General features: G+C 65.4%; 23 protein-coding genes. 11 read left to right on the top strand and 12 right to left on the bottom strand.

Translation table 11 applies throughout. The features are described from left to right. Position 1 precedes the first annotated feature (1 nt). The 4 genes from LGM56_RS13370 (at position 2) to LGM56_RS13355 (ending at position 3,075) form a co-directional block, all read left to right on the top strand. Complete coding sequence (locus LGM56_RS13370; RefSeq protein WP_226205022.1) at positions 2–463, top strand: MaoC family dehydratase; 462 nt, start codon at positions 2–4, stop codon at positions 461–463. After that, positions 460–1,674 carry a CaiB/BaiF CoA transferase family protein gene (locus LGM56_RS13365; protein ID WP_226205020.1) on the top strand — a complete coding sequence of 405 codons (1,215 nt, stop codon included), beginning with the start codon at positions 460–462 and terminating at the stop codon, positions 1,672–1,674. The genes LGM56_RS13370 and LGM56_RS13365 overlap by 4 nt, the downstream gene beginning before the upstream one ends. A gap of 7 nt (positions 1,675–1,681) precedes the next feature. Further along, positions 1,682–2,521, top strand: a complete 840-nt coding sequence (aroE, locus tag LGM56_RS13360) for a shikimate dehydrogenase (RefSeq protein WP_089498848.1) — start codon at positions 1,682–1,684, stop codon at positions 2,519–2,521. 221 nt (positions 2,522–2,742) lie between these two features. Beyond that, positions 2,743–3,075: a cupin domain-containing protein gene (locus LGM56_RS13355; protein ID WP_226205018.1), complete on the top strand. Its 333-nt coding sequence runs from the start codon at positions 2,743–2,745 to the stop codon at positions 3,073–3,075. Positions 3,076–3,238: 163 nt separating this feature from the next. On the opposite strand, the gene LGM56_RS13350 is transcribed toward LGM56_RS13355, so the two are convergent. After that, positions 3,239–3,538, bottom strand: a complete 300-nt coding sequence (locus LGM56_RS13350; protein ID WP_011350136.1) for an H-NS family nucleoid-associated regulatory protein — start codon at positions 3,536–3,538, stop codon at positions 3,239–3,241. A gap of 281 nt (positions 3,539–3,819) precedes the next feature. Here LGM56_RS13350 and LGM56_RS13345 point away from each other — a divergent pair, with 281 nt between their 5' ends. Continuing rightward, entirely contained in the window at positions 3,820–4,308 is a 489-nt protein-coding gene (locus tag LGM56_RS13345) for a RidA family protein (RefSeq protein WP_089498846.1), read from the top strand. 505 nt (positions 4,309–4,813) lie between these two features. Next, positions 4,814–5,065, top strand: a complete 252-nt coding sequence (locus tag LGM56_RS13340; protein ID WP_226205293.1) for a hypothetical protein — start codon at positions 4,814–4,816, stop codon at positions 5,063–5,065. 63 nt (positions 5,066–5,128) lie between these two features. Here the strand turns inward: LGM56_RS13340 and LGM56_RS13335 are convergent, their stop codons facing one another. Continuing rightward, on the bottom strand, positions 5,129–6,670 hold the full coding sequence (locus LGM56_RS13335) for a histidinol-phosphate transaminase (protein WP_226205016.1): 1,542 nt from the start codon (positions 6,668–6,670) through the stop codon (positions 5,129–5,131). Between LGM56_RS13335 and LGM56_RS13330 the strand changes: the two genes are divergently transcribed. Both LGM56_RS13330 and LGM56_RS13325 read left to right on the top strand, forming a co-directional pair. Next, positions 6,652–7,737 carry a helix-turn-helix transcriptional regulator gene (locus LGM56_RS13330; protein WP_226205014.1) on the top strand — a complete coding sequence of 362 codons (1,086 nt, stop codon included), beginning with the start codon at positions 6,652–6,654 and terminating at the stop codon, positions 7,735–7,737. The two genes, LGM56_RS13335 and LGM56_RS13330, sit on opposite strands and share 19 nt — an antisense overlap. A gap of 278 nt (positions 7,738–8,015) precedes the next feature. After that, the gene (locus LGM56_RS13325) at positions 8,016–8,822 is read left to right on the top strand and encodes an alpha/beta fold hydrolase (RefSeq protein WP_226205292.1); all 807 of its coding nucleotides are present in this window, start codon (positions 8,016–8,018) and stop codon (positions 8,820–8,822) included. A gap of 131 nt (positions 8,823–8,953) precedes the next feature. Here the strand turns inward: LGM56_RS13325 and LGM56_RS13320 are convergent, their stop codons facing one another. After that, positions 8,954–9,532, bottom strand: a complete 579-nt coding sequence (locus LGM56_RS13320) for a DUF4337 domain-containing protein (protein WP_226205012.1) — start codon at positions 9,530–9,532, stop codon at positions 8,954–8,956. 346 nt (positions 9,533–9,878) lie between these two features. Beyond that, positions 9,879–10,265 carry a hypothetical protein gene (locus LGM56_RS13315; RefSeq protein ID WP_226205010.1) on the bottom strand — a complete coding sequence of 129 codons (387 nt, stop codon included), beginning with the start codon at positions 10,263–10,265 and terminating at the stop codon, positions 9,879–9,881. 767 nt (positions 10,266–11,032) lie between these two features. Between LGM56_RS13315 and LGM56_RS13310 the strand changes: the two genes are divergently transcribed. The 3 genes from LGM56_RS13310 to LGM56_RS13300 are packed head-to-tail and all read left to right on the top strand — an operon-like array spanning position 11,033 to position 13,945. Beyond that, positions 11,033–12,019, top strand: coding sequence for a TRAP transporter substrate-binding protein (locus LGM56_RS13310; RefSeq protein ID WP_089429836.1), 987 nt, complete (start codon positions 11,033–11,035; stop codon positions 12,017–12,019). Beyond that, positions 12,016–12,588 (top strand): TRAP transporter small permease, encoded by a 573-nt coding sequence (locus tag LGM56_RS13305; RefSeq protein ID WP_226205007.1) that lies wholly within the window; start codon positions 12,016–12,018, stop codon positions 12,586–12,588. The genes LGM56_RS13310 and LGM56_RS13305 overlap by 4 nt, the downstream gene beginning before the upstream one ends. 4 nt (positions 12,589–12,592) lie before the next feature. Next, positions 12,593–13,945 carry a TRAP transporter large permease gene (locus LGM56_RS13300; RefSeq protein ID WP_089429834.1) on the top strand — a complete coding sequence of 451 codons (1,353 nt, stop codon included), beginning with the start codon at positions 12,593–12,595 and terminating at the stop codon, positions 13,943–13,945. A gap of 108 nt (positions 13,946–14,053) precedes the next feature. Here LGM56_RS13300 and LGM56_RS13295 read toward each other — a convergent pair whose 3' ends face one another. From LGM56_RS13295 to LGM56_RS13260, 8 genes are read right to left on the bottom strand one after another with little or no spacing between them, the layout of a single operon-like run. Further along, positions 14,054–14,296: a hypothetical protein gene (locus LGM56_RS13295; protein WP_226205005.1), complete on the bottom strand. Its 243-nt coding sequence runs from the start codon at positions 14,294–14,296 to the stop codon at positions 14,054–14,056. 32 nt (positions 14,297–14,328) lie between these two features. Continuing rightward, on the bottom strand, positions 14,329–15,747 hold the full coding sequence (locus LGM56_RS13290) for an FAD-binding oxidoreductase (protein WP_226205003.1): 1,419 nt from the start codon (positions 15,745–15,747) through the stop codon (positions 14,329–14,331). Positions 15,748–15,749: 2 nt separating this feature from the next. Then, positions 15,750–16,292: a hypothetical protein gene (locus LGM56_RS13285; protein ID WP_059590725.1), complete on the bottom strand. Its 543-nt coding sequence runs from the start codon at positions 16,290–16,292 to the stop codon at positions 15,750–15,752. 53 nt (positions 16,293–16,345) lie between these two features. Beyond that, positions 16,346–17,425: an ABC transporter permease gene (locus tag LGM56_RS13280; protein WP_175239002.1), complete on the bottom strand. Its 1,080-nt coding sequence runs from the start codon at positions 17,423–17,425 to the stop codon at positions 16,346–16,348. After that, complete coding sequence (locus LGM56_RS13275) at positions 17,418–18,431, bottom strand: ATP-binding cassette domain-containing protein (RefSeq protein ID WP_226205000.1); 1,014 nt, start codon at positions 18,429–18,431, stop codon at positions 17,418–17,420. The genes LGM56_RS13280 and LGM56_RS13275 overlap by 8 nt, the downstream gene beginning before the upstream one ends. Positions 18,432–18,444: 13 nt before the next feature. Next, positions 18,445–19,518 (bottom strand): TauD/TfdA family dioxygenase, encoded by a 1,074-nt coding sequence (locus tag LGM56_RS13270; protein WP_226204998.1) that lies wholly within the window; start codon positions 19,516–19,518, stop codon positions 18,445–18,447. Between the two features lie 3 nt (positions 19,519–19,521). Next, positions 19,522–20,184: a class I SAM-dependent methyltransferase gene (locus tag LGM56_RS13265; RefSeq protein ID WP_039347774.1), complete on the bottom strand. Its 663-nt coding sequence runs from the start codon at positions 20,182–20,184 to the stop codon at positions 19,522–19,524. A gap of 40 nt (positions 20,185–20,224) precedes the next feature. Next, on the bottom strand, positions 20,225–21,481 hold the full coding sequence (locus LGM56_RS13260; protein ID WP_226204996.1) for a citrate/2-methylcitrate synthase: 1,257 nt from the start codon (positions 21,479–21,481) through the stop codon (positions 20,225–20,227). Position 21,482 lies beyond the last annotated feature (1 nt).

Below are 21,482 nucleotides of genomic sequence, written 5' to 3'. Positions count from 1 at the left end.
CATGACCATCGTCGAAAAATACTGGGATGACGCACGCGAAGGCGACGAATGCGTGAGCCCGAACTACACCGTCACGAAGGAACGCATTCTCGCGTATGCCGATCTCACCGGCGATCACACCCCTGTGCACGTCGATGAAGCGTATGCGAACGCGAGCCACTTTGGCTGCCTCGTCGCGCATGGATTGTTTGGTCTTTCGATTGCCGATGGCCTGAAGACCCGGAGCGATTATCGCTTTGTGCCGGGCATGTCGCTGGGCTGGAGCTGGGACTTCGTTCTGCCGATCAAGGTCGATGACGTGTTGCATGTGAAGTTTCGCATCGGCGCGATGCGCCCGAGCAAGAGCCGCCCGGATTGGGGCATCGTGACGCTTCCTTCGGAGCTGATCAATCAGCACGGCGAAGTCGTGCAGCGAGGCGAGCATCGTCTGATGGTGCCGCGCCGGCCGGGAGCTGAACGATGAAACAGGCGCGTCCACTGGAAGGGATTCGTGTCGTCGACTACAGCCACTTTCTCGCGGGTCCGTATGTGGGGCGTTGCCTCGCGGCGCTGGGTGCGGAAGTGATCAAGGTCGAGCGACCCGGCAGCGGCGACGCGGGACGCCAGCACGCGACCGTGCTTGACGATCGCTCGAGCGGCTATTTTCTGCAGCTCAATATGGGCAAGCGCGGTGTCAGCGTGAACATGAAGGACCCGCGCGGAAAGGCCTTCATGGAGCGGCTCTGCGATTCGGCCGACGTATTCGTGGAGAATTATCGGCCCGGCGCGCTCGACAAACTCGGGCTCGGCTACGAAGCGCTTTCCGCGCGCAATCCAGGGCTGGTGTACTGCTCCATTTCCGCGTATGGCCACACGGGGCCGGACGCGCATCGCGCGGGTTTCGGCCTGATCGCCGAGGCCAAGAGCGGCATCATGCAGATGGTCGGCACGCCGGGAGACCGTCCGCCGCTGCTGCGTATTTCGCTCGGGGATATGTACACGGGCATTCATGCGGTCGCGGCCATCAATGCGGCGCTGCTCGGCCGCGTGAAAAGCGGGCGAGGGCAGCACATCGACATGGCGCTTTACGACACGCTCGTCTCGATGCACGAATATGCGGTCCAGTGCTACACGCTCGCCGATGTGCTGCCCGAGCAGACCGGGCACGACATGCCCGGCTCGACGCTGTATGGTGTGTTTCGCGCGATCGATGGCGATCTGGTGATCGCCGCGCAGGTGGACGATGCATGGAGGCGCTTCGCGTCGCTGATCGAAGCGAGCGGCGGGCCGCGCGGCTTCGGCGCTGACGAGCGGTTTCACCATAGCGTGGGTCGTAATACTCATCGGCTGGACATTCTCGGCGTGGTCGAGCCGTGGGTCGCCGCGCGCACGGTGACGCAGATTCTCGAACTGCTCGACGGCATCGATGTGCCGTGCGCGAAGGTGCAACGTATCGACGAAGTGATCGCCGATCCGCAAATCCAGGCACGCGGCATGATCGTCGAGCAGGAGCATCCGCGTTACGGCACGCTGCGCCTGCCGAATCTGCCGTTCCGGTTTTCCGCGTGCGATACCACGATCCGCGAGGTTGCCCCCGATCTGGGGCAGCACAATAGCGAAGTCGCGCAATCGTTGGGTTTCACGCCCGCCGAGATCGATGCGATGCAAACCGACGGCGTGCTGTTCGACAAGTGAGGCGACGATGAGCGATACCTATGCGGTGATCGGCAATCCGATCGGCCATACGAAATCCCCGCTGATTCATGGTCTTTTCGCCGAAGCGACGCAACAGGCGATGCACTACACGGCTATCGAGGGGCCGTGCGAACCGGATGACGCGTTCGCGGCAACGGTGCGGACATTTATCGCGGCCGGCGGCAAGGGCATGAACATCACGGCGCCGTTCAAGCTTGCGGCATTCGACATGGCCGATGAGCGCAGCGAGCGCGCGACGCTTGCAGGCGCGGCGAATGCGTTCAAGTTCGAGGGCGGCCGGATTCTCGCAGACAACTTCGACGGCATCGGTCTGCTGCGTGATATCGAGGTGAATCTTCACACGCCGTTCGCGGGCAAGCGTGTGTTGCTGCTGGGCGCCGGCGGCGCGGCCCGCGGCGCGTTGCTTCCCTTCCTGGGCGCGCGCCCCGCACAACTGGTGGTGGCTAATCGTCATGTCGAGAAAGCGCAAGCGCTGGCATCGCAATTGGCTTCGTATGGGCCGATCACGGCGTGCGCTTACGGGGAACTCGATCGCATGGGGCGCTTCGATCTGGTGGTCAACGCGACGTCCGCGAGTCTTACCGGCGATTTGCCGCCCGTGCCGCCCGGCGTATTCAGCCCGCGTGGTACAGCCTATGAACTGGCCTATGGCAAGCACCTCACACCGTTCTTGCGACTGGCGCGCAATGCCGGGGTCGCCGGTGTAGCCGATGGTGTTGGCATGCTGGTGGAGCAGGCGGCGGAAGCCTTTGCGTGGTGGCGCGGCGTGCGCCCCGAGACGCAAGCGGTGATCGACCTGCTTACCGTTCCGCTGGATCGCGTGTGAACGTCCGCGAGCGATACGGGACTTCGATACATCTGCTGAGCGCGTTCATCAATTCGATGTGTCGACGGGTTGAATCCACGGCCGATTTCAGGCATGTGGAACGCTATGATGCTGTTTCCGATGAAACGAGTCAGCGTCAATGGTGATCGTTAGACGGAGGTGAAAGTCTGCGTCACTCAACGCACGATTCTTTCCCCGACGATCATCGACGAGGCCACCCCATGCAACTTCAAACCGGCAATCTTTTCACCACCGATGGCCAGCGCGGCAACGATGAACAAATCGACCGCCTCGTCACCGGGCAGCGTCTGAACGTAGAGCGAATCGTGTCGATGGGGCACGCGAGCCCCGATGGCTTTTGGTATGACGACTCACGCGCCGAATGGGTCGTATTGCTGTCGGGCGCAGCCGTACTCGAATTCGAAGAAGGCCCGACGCGCCATGAAATGCATCCCGGCGACTACGTGCTGATCGAGCCGCATTGCCGACATCGCGTTGCATGGACGCACGAAGCAACGCAATCCGTCTGGCTTGCGATTTATTACGAACCTTGAATCAGGAAAGTTTGGGCGACACGAAATCCGGCGCGTAGCGTGCAACCACGCGCCGGATGGCGCAAATCTTCACCACACCGGAACGGCTTTTAAATACCGCCGGTATCGATGCCCAAATAGCAGGACGGCGCGCTCGTGCGCGCGCCGGTGCGCGTCGAGAATCTTATTCCTGGATCAGGAATCGATTGCGATTCTTCGCGTCCTTGATCCATGCGGGCGCGCGACCGCGGCCCGACCAGGTTGCCCCGGTCTTCGGGTCGCGATACTTTGCCTGCACGGGGGCGGCCGCTTGCTTGGCCGGTCGACCACGACGCGTACCGAAAATGTCTTTCTCGGTAATGCCGAATTCCGCAACTTTGGTGCGGATGTCGTCGACGATCGCCTGGAATTCCGCGGCACGTGCAGCTTCGGCTTTCTCGGCCAAAGCTTCCATTTGGGCTTTCAGTTCCTTGTACGTTGCCATGTATCACTCTTCAGGTTGAGTACACATATGATAGCGGTTTCAGCGGAAAGTTTTGAGGAAATTCTCTTCGACTACGAGATTTGTCATCGATAAAGCAATGCAGGACTGCTTCGAACACCTGAAAAGTGTGTCATGTATGAGAAAGCGTAGAGGATTACCCGGAAACTTTTAACGGCGGCGGCACGTCGCTTTGATCGGACGCGGCGGGATTTTTTCGTCGAGACAAGCGGACGAGACTTAATTATTCTTTACATTTTTCTGAAGTATCGGGGAATTCACCAATGAACAGAGACGATAAGCTGATGCAGGTCGCGGCCGAATTCGGCTTCAATCCGGACGAGGAAATCAGGATCGGCGGAAAGTACACGCCCATTCTGGTGGACGGGAACACGGCCTACATTGCCGGCCAGATTCCGCGGATCGGCGACGTGGTGCATTTCGTGGGCGTAGTGGGGGAATCCGTTTCGCTCGACGAAGGTCGCCGGGCCGCCGGCGTATCGGTGCTGCGTGCGCTGTCGCTGATCAGGAAGCACCGCGGCACGCTCGACGCGATAGCAACCGTGCCGCGCATCACCGTGTATGTGCGAAGCGCACCCGGCTTCACGATGCAAAGCGAAGTCGCCGACGGCGCATCCGACATGCTGTACGCGGTGCTTGGCGACGCAGGCGTTCATACGCGTACGTCGGTCGGCGTGCTGCAATTGCCCAAAGGGGCGTCGGTGGAAGTCGATTTCGTTTTCGGGCTGAAGCAGGGCGATGTCGGTATCTGACTTCAGCGGACCCTGTCTCGTGAGTGTGTAGTTGCGCGAAACATTCCCATACTCGACGCACGACGCGCCTGCCGGTGAAAGCACGCGCCGGCGATACGGAAAGCAAAGCAAGCAATTGCCGCCAAGGGACTTCGACAGGCTGCTCGTCGAGGAGGATCTCGCGAAGCTTCAGGCGGCAACCGCATGCCTTCCGCGCACCGCCCGACGACCTGACAATTCCGGAAAATACCGCCCCGCCAATATCGCCCCGCATCCCCACTTTGGGAGATGTCATCGCCCAACAGTCAGCCTACGATTGACCACAGGGCATCGGGGCCGGAAGTCGTCGGAACAATCGGACAGGCTCCCCATTCCGTATCGAAATCAGCAAATGCCCATGCGGTTTACTGACACAGCGCCTGCGTACGATGGCGACAGACGTGTGCGGTGAATGCTTTACACCGCAACACGATGGCGCGTTGATGACGGAAGGCCTGCTGTCGTATTTCGGGGAATTTCAATCAATATGCTGGCACGAGACTATGCGGAACGAGAGCTTTCTCACATTCAGAGAATGGTGGCTCTCCTGGACAGCGAGACGAACGCTGACGATGTGTCGATGTCGGGTGCGGGGCGCGTGCGGCATCCAAGCTACTGGCGCGGGCGAATCGAGGAGCTGCTGTCGGCGCCCGATGTGCCGCGCCACGTCAGAAAGCTCAGCGAAGCGGTGCTCGCGAAGATCCACACGATGGAAATGCGGTTCGCGACGATGAAGTAAGCACATCATCGGATACGGCACACGCATGTGCTTCATCGCGTCGTCGACCGGATGGCCGGTAGCTTATTCGAGCGCGATCACGTCGAGCAGCGCCGCACGAAACGCGGCCATCTCCGCGCCGGTGCCGATCGACACGCGAAGATACGCCGGCGGGCCGGACTCCCGAATCAGGACCCCGTGACGCAGGAGGCCGCTCCAGATCCGGTGCCGATCCGCAAACTCGCCGAACATCACGAAGTTGGCATCGGAATCGGCCACCGTGAGGCCCAGGCCACGCAGCCAGTCGACGGTCGAATCGCGCTCGGCCTTGATCGCCTCGACTTGCGACAGCATCTCGTCGCGCGCGACCAGCGCCGCACAGGCCGCCGCCTGGGTGAACGCGGACAGGTGGTAGGGCAATCGAACCCGCTTCAGACCTTCGACGATCGCAGGCGCACACGCGCAATACCCGACGCGGCCGCCCGCGAACTTGAACGCCTTGCTCAGCGTGCGGGTGACGATGAGCCGGGGATGCTCCGGCAGCAGCGTCACCGCGCTGGGGACGCCGTGACGCCGGAATTCCGCATAGGCCTCGTCGACGACCACCACGCCCGGCGCGACGTCGAGTATCGCGCGGATATCGTCGACCGGCAGCGCGGTGCCGGTCGGGTTGTTCGGCGACGTCAGCAGGATGACGCTCGGCTGGTGCTCGCGGATGCTGTCGAGGGCCTGATCCAGATCCAGCGCGAAATTCCGGGTGCGCGGCAAGGTATGCAGGCGCGTGAAAGTCGTGCGGCAGTATTCGTCATACATGGGATACGCGGGCGTAAAGGCCAGCGCCGATCTCCCGGGGCCGCCGAATGCCTGCAGGATCTGCTGGATCACTTCATTCGAGCCGTTGGCCGCCCAGACGCTCGATGCGTCGACCGCCACGCCGGTGTCGTGCATCAGATACGCCGCCAGATGCGCGCGCAGCTCGGCAAAGTCGCGGTCGGGATAGCGGTTCGCCGCGCGCGCGGCGTCGGCCACCGCGGTCGCGATGCGCTCGACGAGCGCGGGCGACGGCGGATAGGGGTTCTCGTTGACGTTCAGGCAGACCGGCACATCGAGCTGCGGCGCCCCGTACGCGTGCCGCAACTTGAGATCCTCGCGAAGCGGTAAATCCGACAAGGCGATGTCTTTCCAGGGCTGTTGCATTGAAAACACTCCATACGGGTTCGATTGATCGGCGCAGTCCGCTTTCAAGGCGGCAAAAAACAAAAAAGGCGCCGGAGGCGCCTTGGTTGTCGTCTTGATCGGGCATTCACCCGATGCAATTGCTAGATGCGAAACGAGCCACGGCGCAACAGCGGGCGTCCGTGGTGATGGTGCAGCGAGAGCGTGGTGTTTCGAATCGTCATGCGCTGCATCATGGCATACCGCGATCCGGATGAAAAGCGGGCGGCACCGTGCGGGCCGGAATAACGGCCAATACGTCTGACGATAAGCGGTAACAAACGTGGTATTTCGATCAAACGCGAACGAGTGATTTAAACGCGGGCGCCGATTGACTAAGATGCGCAGGAGACGTTCGACAAAAACGCACGGCGCGGGGTGGCCAGATGCCAATGAACGGGTTGATTCCATCCGCATGGATCGATGACGTCTACGCTGCGGCGCTGGGCGATCAACGATGGGAAACGGTGCTGGACGGGCTGCGATCGTGGGTCGGCGTGCGCATGGTCACGCTGCTGTCTTTCGACGACGCGGCGCGGGTGCCGGCGATCGAGCAGGCGGCGGGTGACGACGCGTCATGGGTCGCCGCGTGTCATCACACCTACAACACCGAGTTCTATCGGTACGACCCGGTCGTGCCGGTCGCCGCCGACTGGCCGGCGGGCCGCTGGTTCGAGGACGTCAAGCACCTTTCCGCGCACCAGCGCGCGCACAGCGCGTTCTATCAGGAATTCCTTCACCCTTTCGGGCTCGGCAGCATCTCGGGCCTGTACATCCATCGCGGCGAGGGCTCGGGGGCATTCCTCAGCGTCCAGGGCGGCCTCGAATCGCAGGGGCTGTCCGACGATCAGCGCCACGCGATCGAAAACATGGGCATGCACATCAGCCGTGCGCTGCAGATCCAGGCGCGGATCGGCGAGCTCGAGGCGCGCGTGGCCGTCGCCGAATCGGCGCTCGATGCGCTTCCGGTGCCGGTCTTCCTGCTCGGCGCGCAGCGTGAGTTGCGCTACACAAATCGCGCGGCCGATCAACTGATCGCGGCGGAACCGGCGCTGCGGGTCGTGAACGGGCGATTCGCGCCGGAAGGCTGTGTCGACGACGCGCAATGGCGGCACGCGTACGCGCGCGGCGGGCTGCTGTTACGGCGTACAACGGGCGAACCGTTGCCGCTGGCGCTGATGCCGGTGCCCGAGCAGTCGCGCCTGATGCGCGAGCGGCCGGGCGTCGCGACGCTGATGACGGCCGCCGACCTGCGTTCGCCGTCGGCCCGTGCGCAGCGGCTGCGCGTGTTCTACGGGCTGTCGTCGGCCGAGGCTGATCTTGCCGTGCTGCTGTGTTGCGACGGGCTGTCGCCGCAGGAATGCGCCGGGTTGCGCGGCGTGTCGATTGGCACGATCCGCACGCAGATCAAGTCGATCTATGCGAAGACGGCGGTGGGGCGGGCGGCGCAATTGACGTCGCTGGTTATGCAGACGTGAGGGGGCGGGGTGGGCGCAGGGGGCAACGGTATCGGCAACTGCTTGCGCAGAAAATAAGTGACTGACGGCCAGTCGCGCCACCGATTCTGCGGTGGTGTGTCGGAGTTCGTGCGATTGGCTTACTGCGGCGCCAACGTAGCGGTATTTCGTTGTACGCGGTTGACTGCAGCCGACCCCTTGCGATCGCTCGGTTTCTTGCAAAGCGGCCATTCATCGGCGAAAACTCCAAGACAGCGCAGCGTGTACCATGCACGTTCCTGGACATAGGACGGGTCGTGATGGAAAGCCTTATAACGAATTCAGGCTGTGCCACGCTGTCGACGCAAGCCATCGGCAGCGGAGCACCGATTGTGTTTTTGCACGCTCGCGTCGCGGATCGCCGGATGTGGGCCCATCAGATGCGCGAAATTGGCGCTAGCCACCAAGCTATCGCCTATGATCGACGCGGATTTGGAGAAACGGTTGCCGAAGCAGAGGACCACTCTGCCGTTGGAGATTTGATCGCCGTTCTGGAGTCGGTCGCACACGGGTTCCCTGCGATACTTGTTGCCTGTTCTCAAGGCGGAGGCATTGCGCTCGATGCGGCGCTTCGGTATCCGTCGTATGTTCGCGGTCTCGTTCTTATCGCACCGAATGTCACCGGTGCGCCGAAAATCACTCATGCAACGCGGGTTGAAGAGTTGGTCACGCGTCTGGCGGCGGCTGAAGCGAAGCATGATATTAAAGAGGCCATCGCGATTCGCCGGACGCTCTGGCTTGATGGCCCACTTCAACCTGAAGGTCGCGTGACGGGTGAAGCTCGCAACTTGTTTGATGAGATGAACGTTGTTGCGCTCGGTTTGCCACCGACGGGTACGAACACCGATGCACCGATCGCTTACGGGCGGTTGGGCGAAATATCAGTGCCGACGTTGGTTGCGTGTGGGGATTTGGACCTGGTCGGTATTCAGGAAAGAAGTCGTTACGTCGCGGCTAACGTAGCCTGCGGGACGTTCCACCAAATATCGGGGGCCGCGCATTTGCCGTCCCTCGAATGGCCACAGGAAGTCACGAGCATGATCGCGGGTTTCATCGATCAATTGTAGAGTCCAGCAAGAGCGGAGGCAGCGACAACGCCAACGAAGAATTTCCGGTGGCGTATGAAGCGATTTTCAACGAGCTAGATGGTGTTGTCGATTGACCGTTGATGGCCGACAAGCGCCCGCTCGTCGGGCCGCTACACACCAAAGAGCGCCAGCCCTGCCAGTACGACGCCGATCGCGGCAGCACCCATCGACAGGTGTTGCATCCATTTCCGCCGCGTGAGGATCGTGATCGCAGCAAGTGCAATCGAGATCTGGATGATGGTAGTGGCCTGCGCCCAGCGATGATGTCGGTGTAGCCGCTCCTCGCTTGCAGCATTGCTCTTCACGACTTCTTGCTCGAGCGCTTCGGCGCGCTTGCGGATCGGCTCCTTCTCTTCGCGATACCGCGCGGCGTCTGCGTCGAAACGCTTTCTTTGCGGCGACGCTTCCTGGCTCAACGCCCCTCCGAGCTCGGCTAGATTTTGCTTCTCGCCCTTTGCCTGGTAATAGGCCCACAGGTTAGCCGCCTCGGTTTTCTGGATCGCGGCCTCGTTCTTGTGCAGCAACGCGAAATTCTCTTCCGCACCGCTCTGGTATGCGGAAATCGCGCCGACGCAGGCGAGGACAGCAGTCATCACGGCGATGCGCGCCGCTCCGTGGCTTTCTTCATGCGCCGCAGGGTGCTCTACTGCATGATCGTGCGGGCCGTGAACTTCGAAATCTTCTGGCATGACAAGAACGTTCGCATGAGTTGAAGGGCTTGTACGCGGTTCCCGCGCACGTGAGGAGCGTGTAGCAAAAGTGGTGGCACTATCGCTGAGTCGCAGCTCAGTTGGGGCAGTCCGTTCGTGCGAAAGTGTGAACGAACGCACCATGGTGTGCGGACCTCACGCTGTTTGAACGCCGACTCCCGCCAAAAGGGCGACGGTTCGACATTGTGCATGAATTGCCACTTCCCCAGTATGAGTCGACAGCAGTCGACCCGCAGCGGACAATTCCACCGCCCAACTTCGGTCACTCCGACACCAAGAAATTTTGCTGCATCCGGAGAGGCAAGCCATTTGATTGTTGATCTACCTAAAGGCTCAACTCGAGTGCTTCATCATTTTTGGCCGCCAGGAAAAGGAAGTCACGGACTGCTTCCAACTGCGAGATAAGGGTCGCTCGGCGCGTCTCCAGAACATGGACGTCCCCTTGTGGGGTCCATCTGTAGACGAAGCTAATAGTCTCGTCTTCCCGCTCCACAAGTTCGCAAATTTGATGTGCCAGCTCACATGCGATTTGGCCAAGTATCGCGGGCTCGGCCACTTCCTCTTCGAACTGATCGAACATTGTCCCGAGCAAGGTGTTTGCCTTTTGCCAGAATTTTGAAACGAACAACCATTCCGAAGCGACCCCATCCAGGACAAAAACAGGCTCCTCAATACAACCAGCGACAAAGAAGCGGGAACTCCTGGCGTTCATAGCAACGTTTGAGTGGACTATCGACATCCAATTGTCGGTGATCTGGGCTGCAGCGTCGAGCGACTGCTCGTGGCCCGGAGCCGCCGTTGGAGTTCCGAGCCAAGCCGGTTACATCGACTTGGTCGAAAGTCCGACAAGCATGGTGCCAGCCGTGCGCCCTACGCGAACATGCGACTTATGCGGTATGAGTCCGGGCGGCGACATCACGGGGTGTTGTCGGCAATGCGTAGAGCGGTCGCAGTTACTTGGTCACGCTGAGTCGCAACACCGTGGCGCCAGTCGCAAATACTCTGGCGCCCTACGGCGGGGCAGGCGTGGGCGCCTGTCGGTACCCGGATTCCGTGTGTTCCTTCCTGGTCGTGACGTGCACGGCGGTGCGTGGTCGGCATGCGCTCCTCACATCGTGCCGACCGGTCGCAATTGTGATCAGTCATCCTACGACAATTGAAAACGAAGCGAAAGTTTGTTTTCCGGTTCCGATGGAAGTGGCCGGTCGGTCGCCCGGCTTGAACACAAACCCCTTCCCAGAAAACGTTTCGCCCAAACTCGCCTAAACAGAGAAAACGATTCCCTGAAATGCACCCAAACCCCGCCACAGCAGCCGCTCTACGGGTATGCACCAAGTGAGTTAAACGATTAACCGACGTACATTCGCGTCAACACGTCATACGACGTATGACTCAGCGGTCAGCGAGCACGGCGCCAAAGAATGCGCATGCCGACGGATCGCCGCGCCACAAAGAGCACAACCATCAAGGAGACTGACGATGAAGCACCGATTCAACCGCTCCCGTATCGCCCTGGCCGTCGCGCTGATGGCCGGCTTCGCGATGTCCGCCCAGGCGCGCGTGTTCCGGTCGGCGGACGTGCACGGCGACAACTTCCCGACCAACATGGCCGTGAAGTTCATGGGCGACGAGCTGTCGAAGCAGACGGGCGGCAAGGATTCGATCAAGGTGTTCGGCAACAGCGCGCTCGGCTCGGAGAAGGACACGGTCGACCAGGTGCGGATCGGCGCGATCGACATGGCGCGCGTGAACGGCGCGTCGTTCAACGAGATCGTGCCGGAATCGCTGATCCCGTCGTTCCCGTTCCTGTTCCGCGACGTCGATCATTTCCGCAAGGCGATGTACGGCCCGGCCGGCCAGAAGATCCTCGACGCGTTCACCGCGAAGGGGATGATCGCGCTGACGTTCTACGAGAGCGGCGCGCGCTCGATCTACGCGAAGCGCCCGGTGCGCTCGCCGGCCGACATGAAGGGGCTGAAGGTGCGCGTGCAACCGTCGGACCTGATGGTCGACGAGATCAAGGCGATGGGCGGCACGCCGACGCCGATGCCGTTCGCCGAGGTGTACACGGGCCTGAAGACGGGCCTCGTCGACGCAGCCGAAAACAACCTGCCGTCGTACGAGGAAACCAAGCACTACGAAGTGGCGCCCGACTACTCGGAGACGCAGCACGCGATGACGCCGGAAGTGCTGGTGTTCTCGAAGAAGGTCTGGGACACGCTGTCGCCGCAGGAGCAGGCGGCGATCAGGAAGGCGGCGGCCGATTCGGTGCCGTATTACCAGAAGCTTTGGACCGCACGCGAAGCGTCTGCGCAGCAGCTGGTGACGAAGGGCGGCGCGAAGATCCTGCCGGCCGCGCAGATCGACCGCGCGGCATTCGTGAAGGCGATGCAGCCGCTGTGGACGAAGTATGAAAAGACGCCGCAGATGAAGCAGATCGTCGACGAGATCGAGGCCACCAAGTGACACGTCGCACTTCCCTGAACGGCGCAACCGCCTCGGGCGGCGGGGCCGCCGCCCCGGACGGCGCAACAGCGCCACGCCCGCATGCCGCGCCGCTGTTGCGCTGCGTGAACGACGTGCTGTTCCGCGTGCTGGCCGTGATTGCGTCGGCGTGCCTCGCGGTGCTGACGGTGCTGGTGTTCTACGCGGTCGTGATGCGCTACGTGTTCGAGAACGCGCCGGATTTCGTGGAGCCGATCGCGCTGCTGCTCGTGATCGTGATCGCGATGTTCGGGGCGGCGATGAAGGTGCGCGACGGCGGCCATATCGGCCTCGATTCGCTCGTGCGCCGGCTGTCGCCGAAGGCGCGCACGGTCGTCATCGCGATCCAGCACCTGAGCCTGATCGCGTTCGCGATCATGATCATGATCGGCTGCGGCAGCATGGCCGCCGAGACGATGGGCGACCGCATCCCGATCATCGGGCTGCCCGAAGGCGTGCGCTACCTGATCGCGATGCCCGCGGCGATCGCCATCATCCTCTTCTCGCTCGAGCACCTGCTCGCGCTTCGTCGTTCTACGCCGGGACAATAACGCCATGGAACTCGCGATCCTGTCCGTCAGCTTTCTGATTTTCCTCGTGCTGGGCGTGCCCGTGTCGTTCGCGCTCGGCATCGCCTGCGTGCTGACCTATCTGGTCGAAGGCTTGCCGATCGCGACCGCGATGCAGGCCATGATCTCGGGAATGAATGCGTTCTCGTTTCTCGCGGTGCCGTTCTTCATCTTCTCTGGCGAACTGATGCTGCATGGCGGCATCGCGGACCGGATCCTGCGCTTCGCGCAGGCGACGGTCGGCCACTTCCGCGGCGGCCTCGGGATGGCGAACGTCGTCGCCTGTACGCTGTTCGGCGGCGTGTCGGGCTCGCCGACCGCCGATACGTCGGCGATGGGCGGCGTGGTGATTCCGCTGATGAAGCGCGAAGGCTACAGCGCCGCGTACGCGGTCAACGTGACGACGCATGCGTCGCTCGCCGGCGCGCTGATGCCGACGTCGACCAACATGATCATCTACGCGTTCGCCGCGCAGGGCATCACCGGGATGCTGCACGGCCAGCCGGTGAGCGGCGTGTCGATCGGCGACCTGCTGTTCTCGGGGCTGCTGCCGGTGTTGTGGGTGATGGGCTTCGTGCTGGCCGCCGCGTACTGGCAGGCCGTGCGTCACGGCTATCCGCGCCGTGAAGACGGTTCGTCCGCGCTGCCCGCGTTCCCCGGCTGGTATGCGGTGCTGCGCAGCTTCGTCGGCGCGGTGCCCGGCCTGATGGTGATCGCGATCATCCTCGTGTGCGTCGCGAAGGGGATTGCCACCGCGACCGAAGCGGCCGCGATCGCCGTCGTGTACTCGCTCGTGCTGACCGCGGTGGTCTACCGGACGCTGACGGCCGAGAAGCTGCGCCGCGCGCTGTCGCATGCGGCGCGCACGACGGGCGTCGTGCTGCTGCTGATCGCGGTGTCCAACATGCTGCGCTTCCAGATGTCGTACCTGGAGATCCCGGATGCGATCGAAGGGCTGCTGAAGCAGTCGACCGCCGCGCCGTGGCTGATGCTGCTGTACATCAACATCATCCAGGTGTTCCTCGGCACGTTCGTCGACATGGCCGCGCACATCCTGATCACGACGCCGCTGTTCCTGCCGATCGCGATGGCGTGCGGCGTCGGGCCGGTGCAGTTCGGGATCATGCTGCTGCTGAACTGTTCGCTCGGCCTCGTGCATCCGCCGATCGGCTCGGTGCAGTTCGTCGGCTGCGCGATCGGCAACGTGTCGATCGGCGAGACCACGAAGATGGCGTGGCCGTACTACCTCGCGATCTTCAGTGCGATCAACATCGTCACGTACCTGCCGTTCTTCTCGACGTGGCTGCCGAGCCTGATCAGCGGGCACGCGGTGTTCTGATTCTCCGATTGCGTGCTTCGCCCGACGCGGCGCCGGACGACCGAGGTTGTCCGGCGCCGTGGTCGTTTCCGCGGTGGCCTTTCAAGGCACCGGAGCGCACATCAACGCTCAATCCTGCCGCGCCTCCGGCTCGCCGTTGCTGCCCGCCGACCGGTCGTCACGCCAGTCCGCCAACTCGCGCCACAGCGCCGGGCGCGCATGATCGCGCGGCGGCAGCCGGATGACGTACGCCACCCCTCGCACGTTGACCACGACCCCCGAGTCGGGCAGCGTGGCCGGAATCCCGGACAAAGGCGGTTCGTCATCCGGTTCGGAAACGGTACCCAGGCCGGGCGGATGTCGAAGGATCATGCGAATTCTCCGTGGCGCCGCTTGACGGCGCATCAATAGCGGACACGCCCGATCAGACCCAGCGGGTCGACGGCGTGCTGGATGGCGGCAGCGACTTGCCGTTGAGCGGCCGGCACATGCTTGCGGTAGTACGCGACGTTGACCGGCCCGACGCCATGCTCGGCGCTGAAGCAGCCGCCGGCCCGCACGACGCGGTCGTACAGCGCGCCGCGCAGCGCCACCTGCTGCAGCGGCCCGTAGCGCTCCGCGCAGGCGTGCGGGATCGACACGACGAGATGGCAGCCGCCGTCGCCGAAATGCCCGAACGTGTGACAGCGCAGCGACGGGTGCGCGGTCGCGATCCACTGCTCGGCGTCGGCAACGAACGCGGCCAGCGCACCACGCGGAAACGACACGTCGAACGACAGCGGCATGCCGTCCTGCGCCACCGCGGCAGGCAGTGCGTCGCGGATCCGCCAGAACCGTTCGGCCGGCGCGCAGGCCGCGTCGAGCACCACGTGTTCGCCCGCGAGCGCGTCGAGCGTCGCGATCGTGCGTTCCTCGAGCAGCGCATCGAGCCCCGGCATGCCGGTCGCGATCTCGACGAGCGCATAGCACGCGGCAGCGTCGGCTTCGAACGGAATGCGTGCCGCCGGAAACGCGGTAGCGACACAGCCGACGGCGGCAGCCGACATGAATTCGAATGCCGACAGCATCTCGCCGAATGCACGCTCGAACGCGAGCAGGCCGGCGAGCGCCGCGTCGTACGACGCGAACGCGACGAACGCCGCGCACGACGATCGTTCGAGCGGCGCAAGCGCGAACGACACGGCCGTCACGAGCCCGTTGGCGCCGTTCGCGCCGATGAAGCACTGCGTGACGTCGAAGCCCGCGTTGCGCTTGCGTAGCGGCGCGAGCGCGTCGATCACGGTGCCCGCCGCGTCGGCGAGCACGACTTCGACGCCGAGTACGTTGCGGCGCACGTCGCCGTACTTGATCAGGCGGCTGCCGCCCGCGTTCGCGCCGACGAGGCCGCCGGCCGTGGGATCGCTGCCGAGGTCGATCGGCAGGCAGAGGCCGGCTTCGGCTGCCACGCGGTTGATGTCGGACAACCGCACGCCGGCCTCGACCGTGATGCTGCGATTCGCCGCGTCGAACGCGCGCACCGCGCGCATCCGGTCGAACGACACCACGCATTGCGTACCGCTGCGATCGGGCACGGCGGCGCCGACGAGCCCGGTGCGCGCACCCTGCGCGATCAACGCGATGCGGTGCGCGACGGCGACTCGGGCGAGCGCGCTCGTGTCGGCGGTCGAGCCCGGCCGTGCGACGCCGAGCGCGATACCGCCGTGGAGCGTCACATCCGTTACATACGATGAACACTCGTCGGAAGATGCCCCGTCGAGCCAGCCGTCACCGAGCGTCGCGGCGAGCGCGTGCCGCTGCGCGGCGCGGTCGGGCAGCGCGCTCATCGTCAGCCGGCCCGCACGAGCTGCTTGCGCAGCCGGCCGCGCACGACGACCAGCGCGATCAGCGGCACGACGCCGCCCCACAGCGGGCTGTGGCGCATCGCGATCGACACCGCGAGCGCGACGACGGTGACCGCGAGCAGCACGATCGACAGCGAGCGTGCGCGCGCATGGTCGACGAACGTGCCGTCGACGAACCCGCCGTCCGACCACGCGGTATGCACGATGCCGACGACCAGCACGCAGACGAGCATCGCGGCCGGCCCGAGTTCCTCGCCCCACAAACGGCTACCTGTCGGCGACACGAGCGCCAGCACCGCGCCGATCACGAGGAACAGGTCGACGCCGATCGCGATGCTGTTGCGGTCCGCGCGGCGGATCAGCCACGCACCATGCACGAGCGCGAGCACGCCGCCGATCAGGAACGCATGCGTCCAGCGCACGTCCGGCTGCTCGGGGCCGAGCCGGCCGTAGAACAGGAACACGATCGCCGGCAGGAAGTTGCTCGCGTGCAGCAGGTAGTCGGTGATGGGATTGCTCGATTTCATCGGGGGATTCTCCTTCGTCGAAACATCGAAACAGTGAAACAGCGGGCGACGCATCAAGCGTCGTGCCAGCGGAACAGCCGCGCGGCGGCGAACAGGAACAGCGCGGTGCTCGCGGTCATGCCGAGCAGTTGCGGCGCGAGCTGCGCATACGGGGCGCCGTCGACCAGCGCGCCGCGCAGCGCGACCGCGAACTGGTTGGTCGGCAGGAACGCGAGCACCGCCTTCAGCCAGGCCGGCGCGTCGTGCATCGGGATCGTCAGGTCGCTGAAAAACAGCAGCGGGTAGTAGGTGACGTTGCACGCGAGTTCGGCGGCAGCCAGCGATTTGGCGCGGCTCGCGAGCAGTACGCCGATGCTGAGCACCATCGCCGCGCCGAGCAGCACGATCGGCAGCGCGCGCAGCCCGTCCGGCGTCGCGATCGGCAGTGCGATGCCGAACGCGACGCGCGCGACGGTCAGCAGCACGAGCGCCGACAGCGCCATCATGATCATCCGCGCGACGATCAGCGCGGCGAGGAACACGCCACGCGAGACCGGGAAGCACACGTACAGCTTGAACGTATTGCGTTCGCGCAGCGACGCGATCGCGGTCGTCGTCGAGTTGAGGCCGATCGCCATGAACGCCATCACGAGAATGCCGGTCGCGAAGAACGCGCCATAGTCGAACGGGCGGCGCGCGGGTGCCGCGTTCTCGAAGCGCGCCTGCGCGGCGGGCAGCCCGAGCCGCTGCGCGGCGCAGCGCGCGAGCGCGATCTCGACGACGCGCGATGCGGCCTTGACCGCGAGCGAGCCGTTGAAGTCGTAGCGGATCGTCGCCGGCGTGCGCTCGTCGTGGCCGAGCACGACGGTCACGCGGTCGGCCGCCGCGCCGCGGCCGTCGAAGGTCGCCTTCACCGTGTCGCTGTGTGTGAGGCTCTCGACGATCTGCGCTTCGCAGGCGCGGCTGTACGGGGTCGCGCCGCCGGGGACGACGAACGCGATGTCCGCGGTGCCGAGCGAACCCGAGCCGCCGAACGCGAACAGCATCACGCTCAGCAGGAACACCGGGAACACGAGTGTCCAGAACAGCGACGAGCGGCTGCGCAGATAGCCGAGCAGCTCGTTGCGCACGAGAATCAGGAACACCTTAGTCATGGGTGGGGCCCTCGGTACAGAGGCGCAGCAGGTCGCCCGGCGTGCTCGGCGCGAGCGCGAGATGCTGGATGCCCTGTTCGCCGACGATGCGGTGCACGTTCGGATGCAGCGTCGCATCGCCGAATACCTCGACGACGTGCGCGGCCGACACGCGCACGCCGGTCACGCCCGGCAGCGCCGCGAGCCGCTTGCGCAGCGCGCGTGCGTCGGCTTCGTCGCGGCAGTGCAGGACCGCGCGCGCCTCGCCGACGAGCTCGGCGCGCAGCGCGTCCTTGTCGCCCTGGTAGCGCACGCCGCCATCGCGCACCCACACGAGATCGTCGACGACGGCCAGCTCTTCCTCGGCGTGGCAGATCATCGCGACGCTCGTGCCGCGTGCACGGTGGCGCAGCAGGTCGATCACGACGCCCGCGTAACGACGGTCGAGGCCCGTGAACGGCTCGTCGAGCACGGCGAGTTCCGGCCGGTGCGCGAGCGCGACGTAGAGGTCGATGCGCTGGCGCTGCCCCTTCGACAGTGCGCGGCACGGCTTGTCGAGCAGTTCGGCGATGCCGAGTGCATCCGTGACCGCGGCGTCCGCACGCACGTACATCGCGCGGTGTAGCGCGACGATCTCCGACACGCGGAGATGGTCGGGATACTCGACCTTCTGCAATTGCGCGCCGATGCGCCGCAGCGACGGCGTATCCCGCATGAAGCGCGCGGCCGGCACGTCGAGCACGCGCACGTCGGTGCCGCCGCGCCGGAAGCCGAGCAGCGTTTCGAGCAGCGTGGTCTTGCCGGAACCGTTCGGCCCGACGATCGCGGTGACGGCACCGAGCCGGAACCGCACGTGCCGCGCGGAGAAATGAAAATCGCCGGCCGCGACGTCGATCGCGCGCGCGCCGAGCGCCGCACCCGGCGCGTGGGCATCGGGCAGCGGCTGCGTGGCCGTGCGCAGCGGCCGGTCGAACGCGGTGTGCGGGCCGAACAGCGCGCGCACGGAGGCGAGGAACGAGTCGCTCATCGTCGGCTTCCTGTCAGTCGAACAGCATGACCTGCGTGTCGCGCGCGCCCCGGTACGGGTTGCGGCCGTGCGCGACCAGCATGTTGTCGACGACGAGCACGTCGCCGGCCTGCCACGGGAACGCGCGCTCCTCGTCGTCGAACGCGTCGTAGATCGCGACGAGATCGTCGAACGGCATCGGCGACCCGTCGCCATAGCGGATCTCGTACGGGAACGCGGCGCGCCCGGCGTACATGCGTTGCAGGTAGCGGTAGCTGAGCTCGCCCATCGAGCGCGGGTTCGGGTGTTGCGCGCTCGCCTGGTTGAACCACACGGTTTCGCCGGTGCGCGGATGCGTGCGCAGCGCGCTGCCGACGTGCGACACCGTCACGCTGCCGTCGTCGAGCCAGCGGCAGCCGACGCCGCGTTCCGCGCAGAGCCGCTCGACCTCGTCGCGCTCGGTCGTGCCGAACGCGTCGTCCCACGGCCGGTGGTATTCGGCGAACGGCATGCCCGGATGGGCGGCGAGGCTGTCCGCGCGCGCGCCGGGCGCCGCGAAATTGCGCAGGTACATCACGCCGCGTTCGGCGAACCGATCGCGCAGCGCGGCCGGCACGCGCGCCGTCACGCGGCGCATGTCGCAGATCGGCGTCTCGCCGCCCGCGTCGGCCGGCTGCCGGCAATAGAACGCGACGAGGCGCGGGAACGCGGGCATGTAGGCCATCTCCTGGTGCAGCCCGATCTTGAACGGCGGCGGCATGCGGGTCGACTCGTACACCTGGCCGTCGATCTGCTTGCGCGGCGCGGCGCCGGCCGTATAGCCGTTCGCGTGCGGCGGATACAGCGCACCGAGCTGGCCGAACGCGGCGGTGTCGGGCACCGCGAAGCCGCGCCACAGCAGCGCGCCGCACGCGTCGAGCAGCGTGTCGATCGTGTCGAGCCGCGAGCGGTACCACGCGACGAACATCTCCGGCGAGGTCGCGAGTTCGGCGCTGCGCGGCGTCACGCACAGCGGCAGCGTCGCGCCGGGCGCGACCGCCGCGCAGTGCACGTCGTCGGCACCGAGCCGCACGGCGGCGTGCGCGGCGAGGAAGGCGAGGTCGGTCATCACTCAGGCCAGCGCCGGTTTCTTCAGCAGGATCTCGAAGCCGAGCGCGCCGAGCCCGGCGCTCGGGCTGTAGATCGACGCGACTGCCGCGAGACCGGCTTCGGCGACGAGCGCATGCGCTTCGTCGAGCGTGATCTTCTCCTCGACGTGGGTCGGCGGATAGTCGGCGGCGGCGCGCATCTCGGTGAAGCGGTCGAGCAGGTGCTGCGGCGCGTCGCGGCGCATGTCGTGCACGAGCGCGATGCCGCCCGGTTCCAGCACGCGATACATCTCGGTGAGGCTCAATGCCTTGTCCGGCAGGTGGTGCAGCGTCGCGCGGCCGACGGCCATCGTCAGCGTGCCGTCGTCGAACGGCAGTGCCAGCGCATCGCCGACGCGCATCTCGATCGTGTCGTCGAGATCGAGTTCGTGGATGCGCGGGCGGCCTTCGTCGAGCATCGCCGGATCGAGGTCGATGCCGACATAGCGCCAGCCGCGCATCGCCGGGTCGGTCGCGAGGCGCACCGGCACGACGCCGGTGGCCGTGCCGATGTCGGCGATCACGCCGGGCGTCATCCCGCGGGCGAGCTGGCGGATGCGGCTGATGAACAGCAGGTCCCACGGTTCGAGCGTTTCGGTGGCGAAGCGATCGTAGTCGTTCGCCGGGCGCAGGTTCTTGAGCAGCATGACGTTCCTTTTGCAGAAGGGTGCCGAAGGGATAAAGGGTTCACAGCCAGCCGACCGGCACGGCGGCCAGCAGCCGTCGCGCGGTCGCGCTGTTGACACCGAAAGCCGGGCGGCGACGCCGCTCGACCGCATGCGCGGCCATCGCCGCGATGCGCGCGCCGAGCCCGACGCCGACGCCCCATGACGGCGCGGCGACACCGAGTTCGAGCAGCGTCGCGGCCGTCAGGAAATCGATGTTCGGGCGCAACGCGCGGCGGGCGTCGGCTTGCGCGCAGCACGCGTCGAACAGCGTCACGTACGCGCCGTCGAAGCCTTGCGCCGCGAACCGCGCGCGCATGTGCGGTGGACGCGGATCCGCGACGAACAGCGGATGGCCGAAGCCGTACAGCGTGCGTTTCGCGTCGAGCGTGGTATCGATCGCGGCGCGCCCGGTTGCGTCGAGCGCGGCAGACGGTGCGCCGGTGCCGCCCGGCACCGACTGCACGAGCGCGGCGAGCCACTGCATCGCCTCGAGCGCCGCGCCGACGTGCGACGGCCCGCTCGCGAGGAAACCGGACGCGATCGCCTGCGTGAGCGTGACGCCGGTGCCGATCGCGATCCGCGGCGCGAGCACGGTCGGCGTGATGTAGCCGAAGCCGGCGTGCCACGCGACGAGCAGCATGTCCATCGCCGCTTGAGCCGCTGCGTCGTTGCGCGTCGCGCCGGTCAGCACGAGCATGCGTTGAGCTTGTGTCGTCGCACCGTCCAAAGATCCACCGGCTGCTTCATGGCGTGCGGCGAACGGGCGGCCTTCGATCGCCGCGTGCAGCAGGAACGGCGCGGCGGCCGCGCAGAGCAGCATCGTGTCGAGATCGGCGTCGTCCGGCGCGTCGCCGTGCATGCGGGCCGTCACGTCGTCGACGCCGCGCAGCAGGCCGGACGCCGTGGCAAACACCGGCGCGACACCCGCCGCGCCGAGATCCGCGGCGACGGATTGCGCGGCACTCCCGGGTGCCAGTGCATCGGCGAACGCCGCGAGCCGCGCGCCGATTGCCGCTTCGTGTGCGCGATGCGCGGCGCTGCCGGGCGCGACGTCGAACCACAGGTGCGCGAGCGCGCCTTCGAACGTCGTCCCGCCGATCAGCGCGTTCAGGTCGAGATCGCGCACGCGCAGCGCTTCAGGTTCGAGCGTCGCGCCGTCGATGTCGGTGCCGCGATGGCGCGTCGCGGGGCGGCCGAGCAGGTTGCGCGGCGCTTCGCCGGCCGAGGTGGTTGCGGCAGTCGAAGCGGATGTGCCGGAATCGAGCGTCGTCTCCATG

Source organism: Burkholderia sp. AU38729, from assembly GCF_020419725.1.
Taxonomy (GTDB): Bacteria; Pseudomonadota; Gammaproteobacteria; order Burkholderiales; family Burkholderiaceae; genus Burkholderia.
Note: the sequence above shows the minus strand (reverse complement) of the source record. Positions and strands in the feature narration are given on the sequence as shown.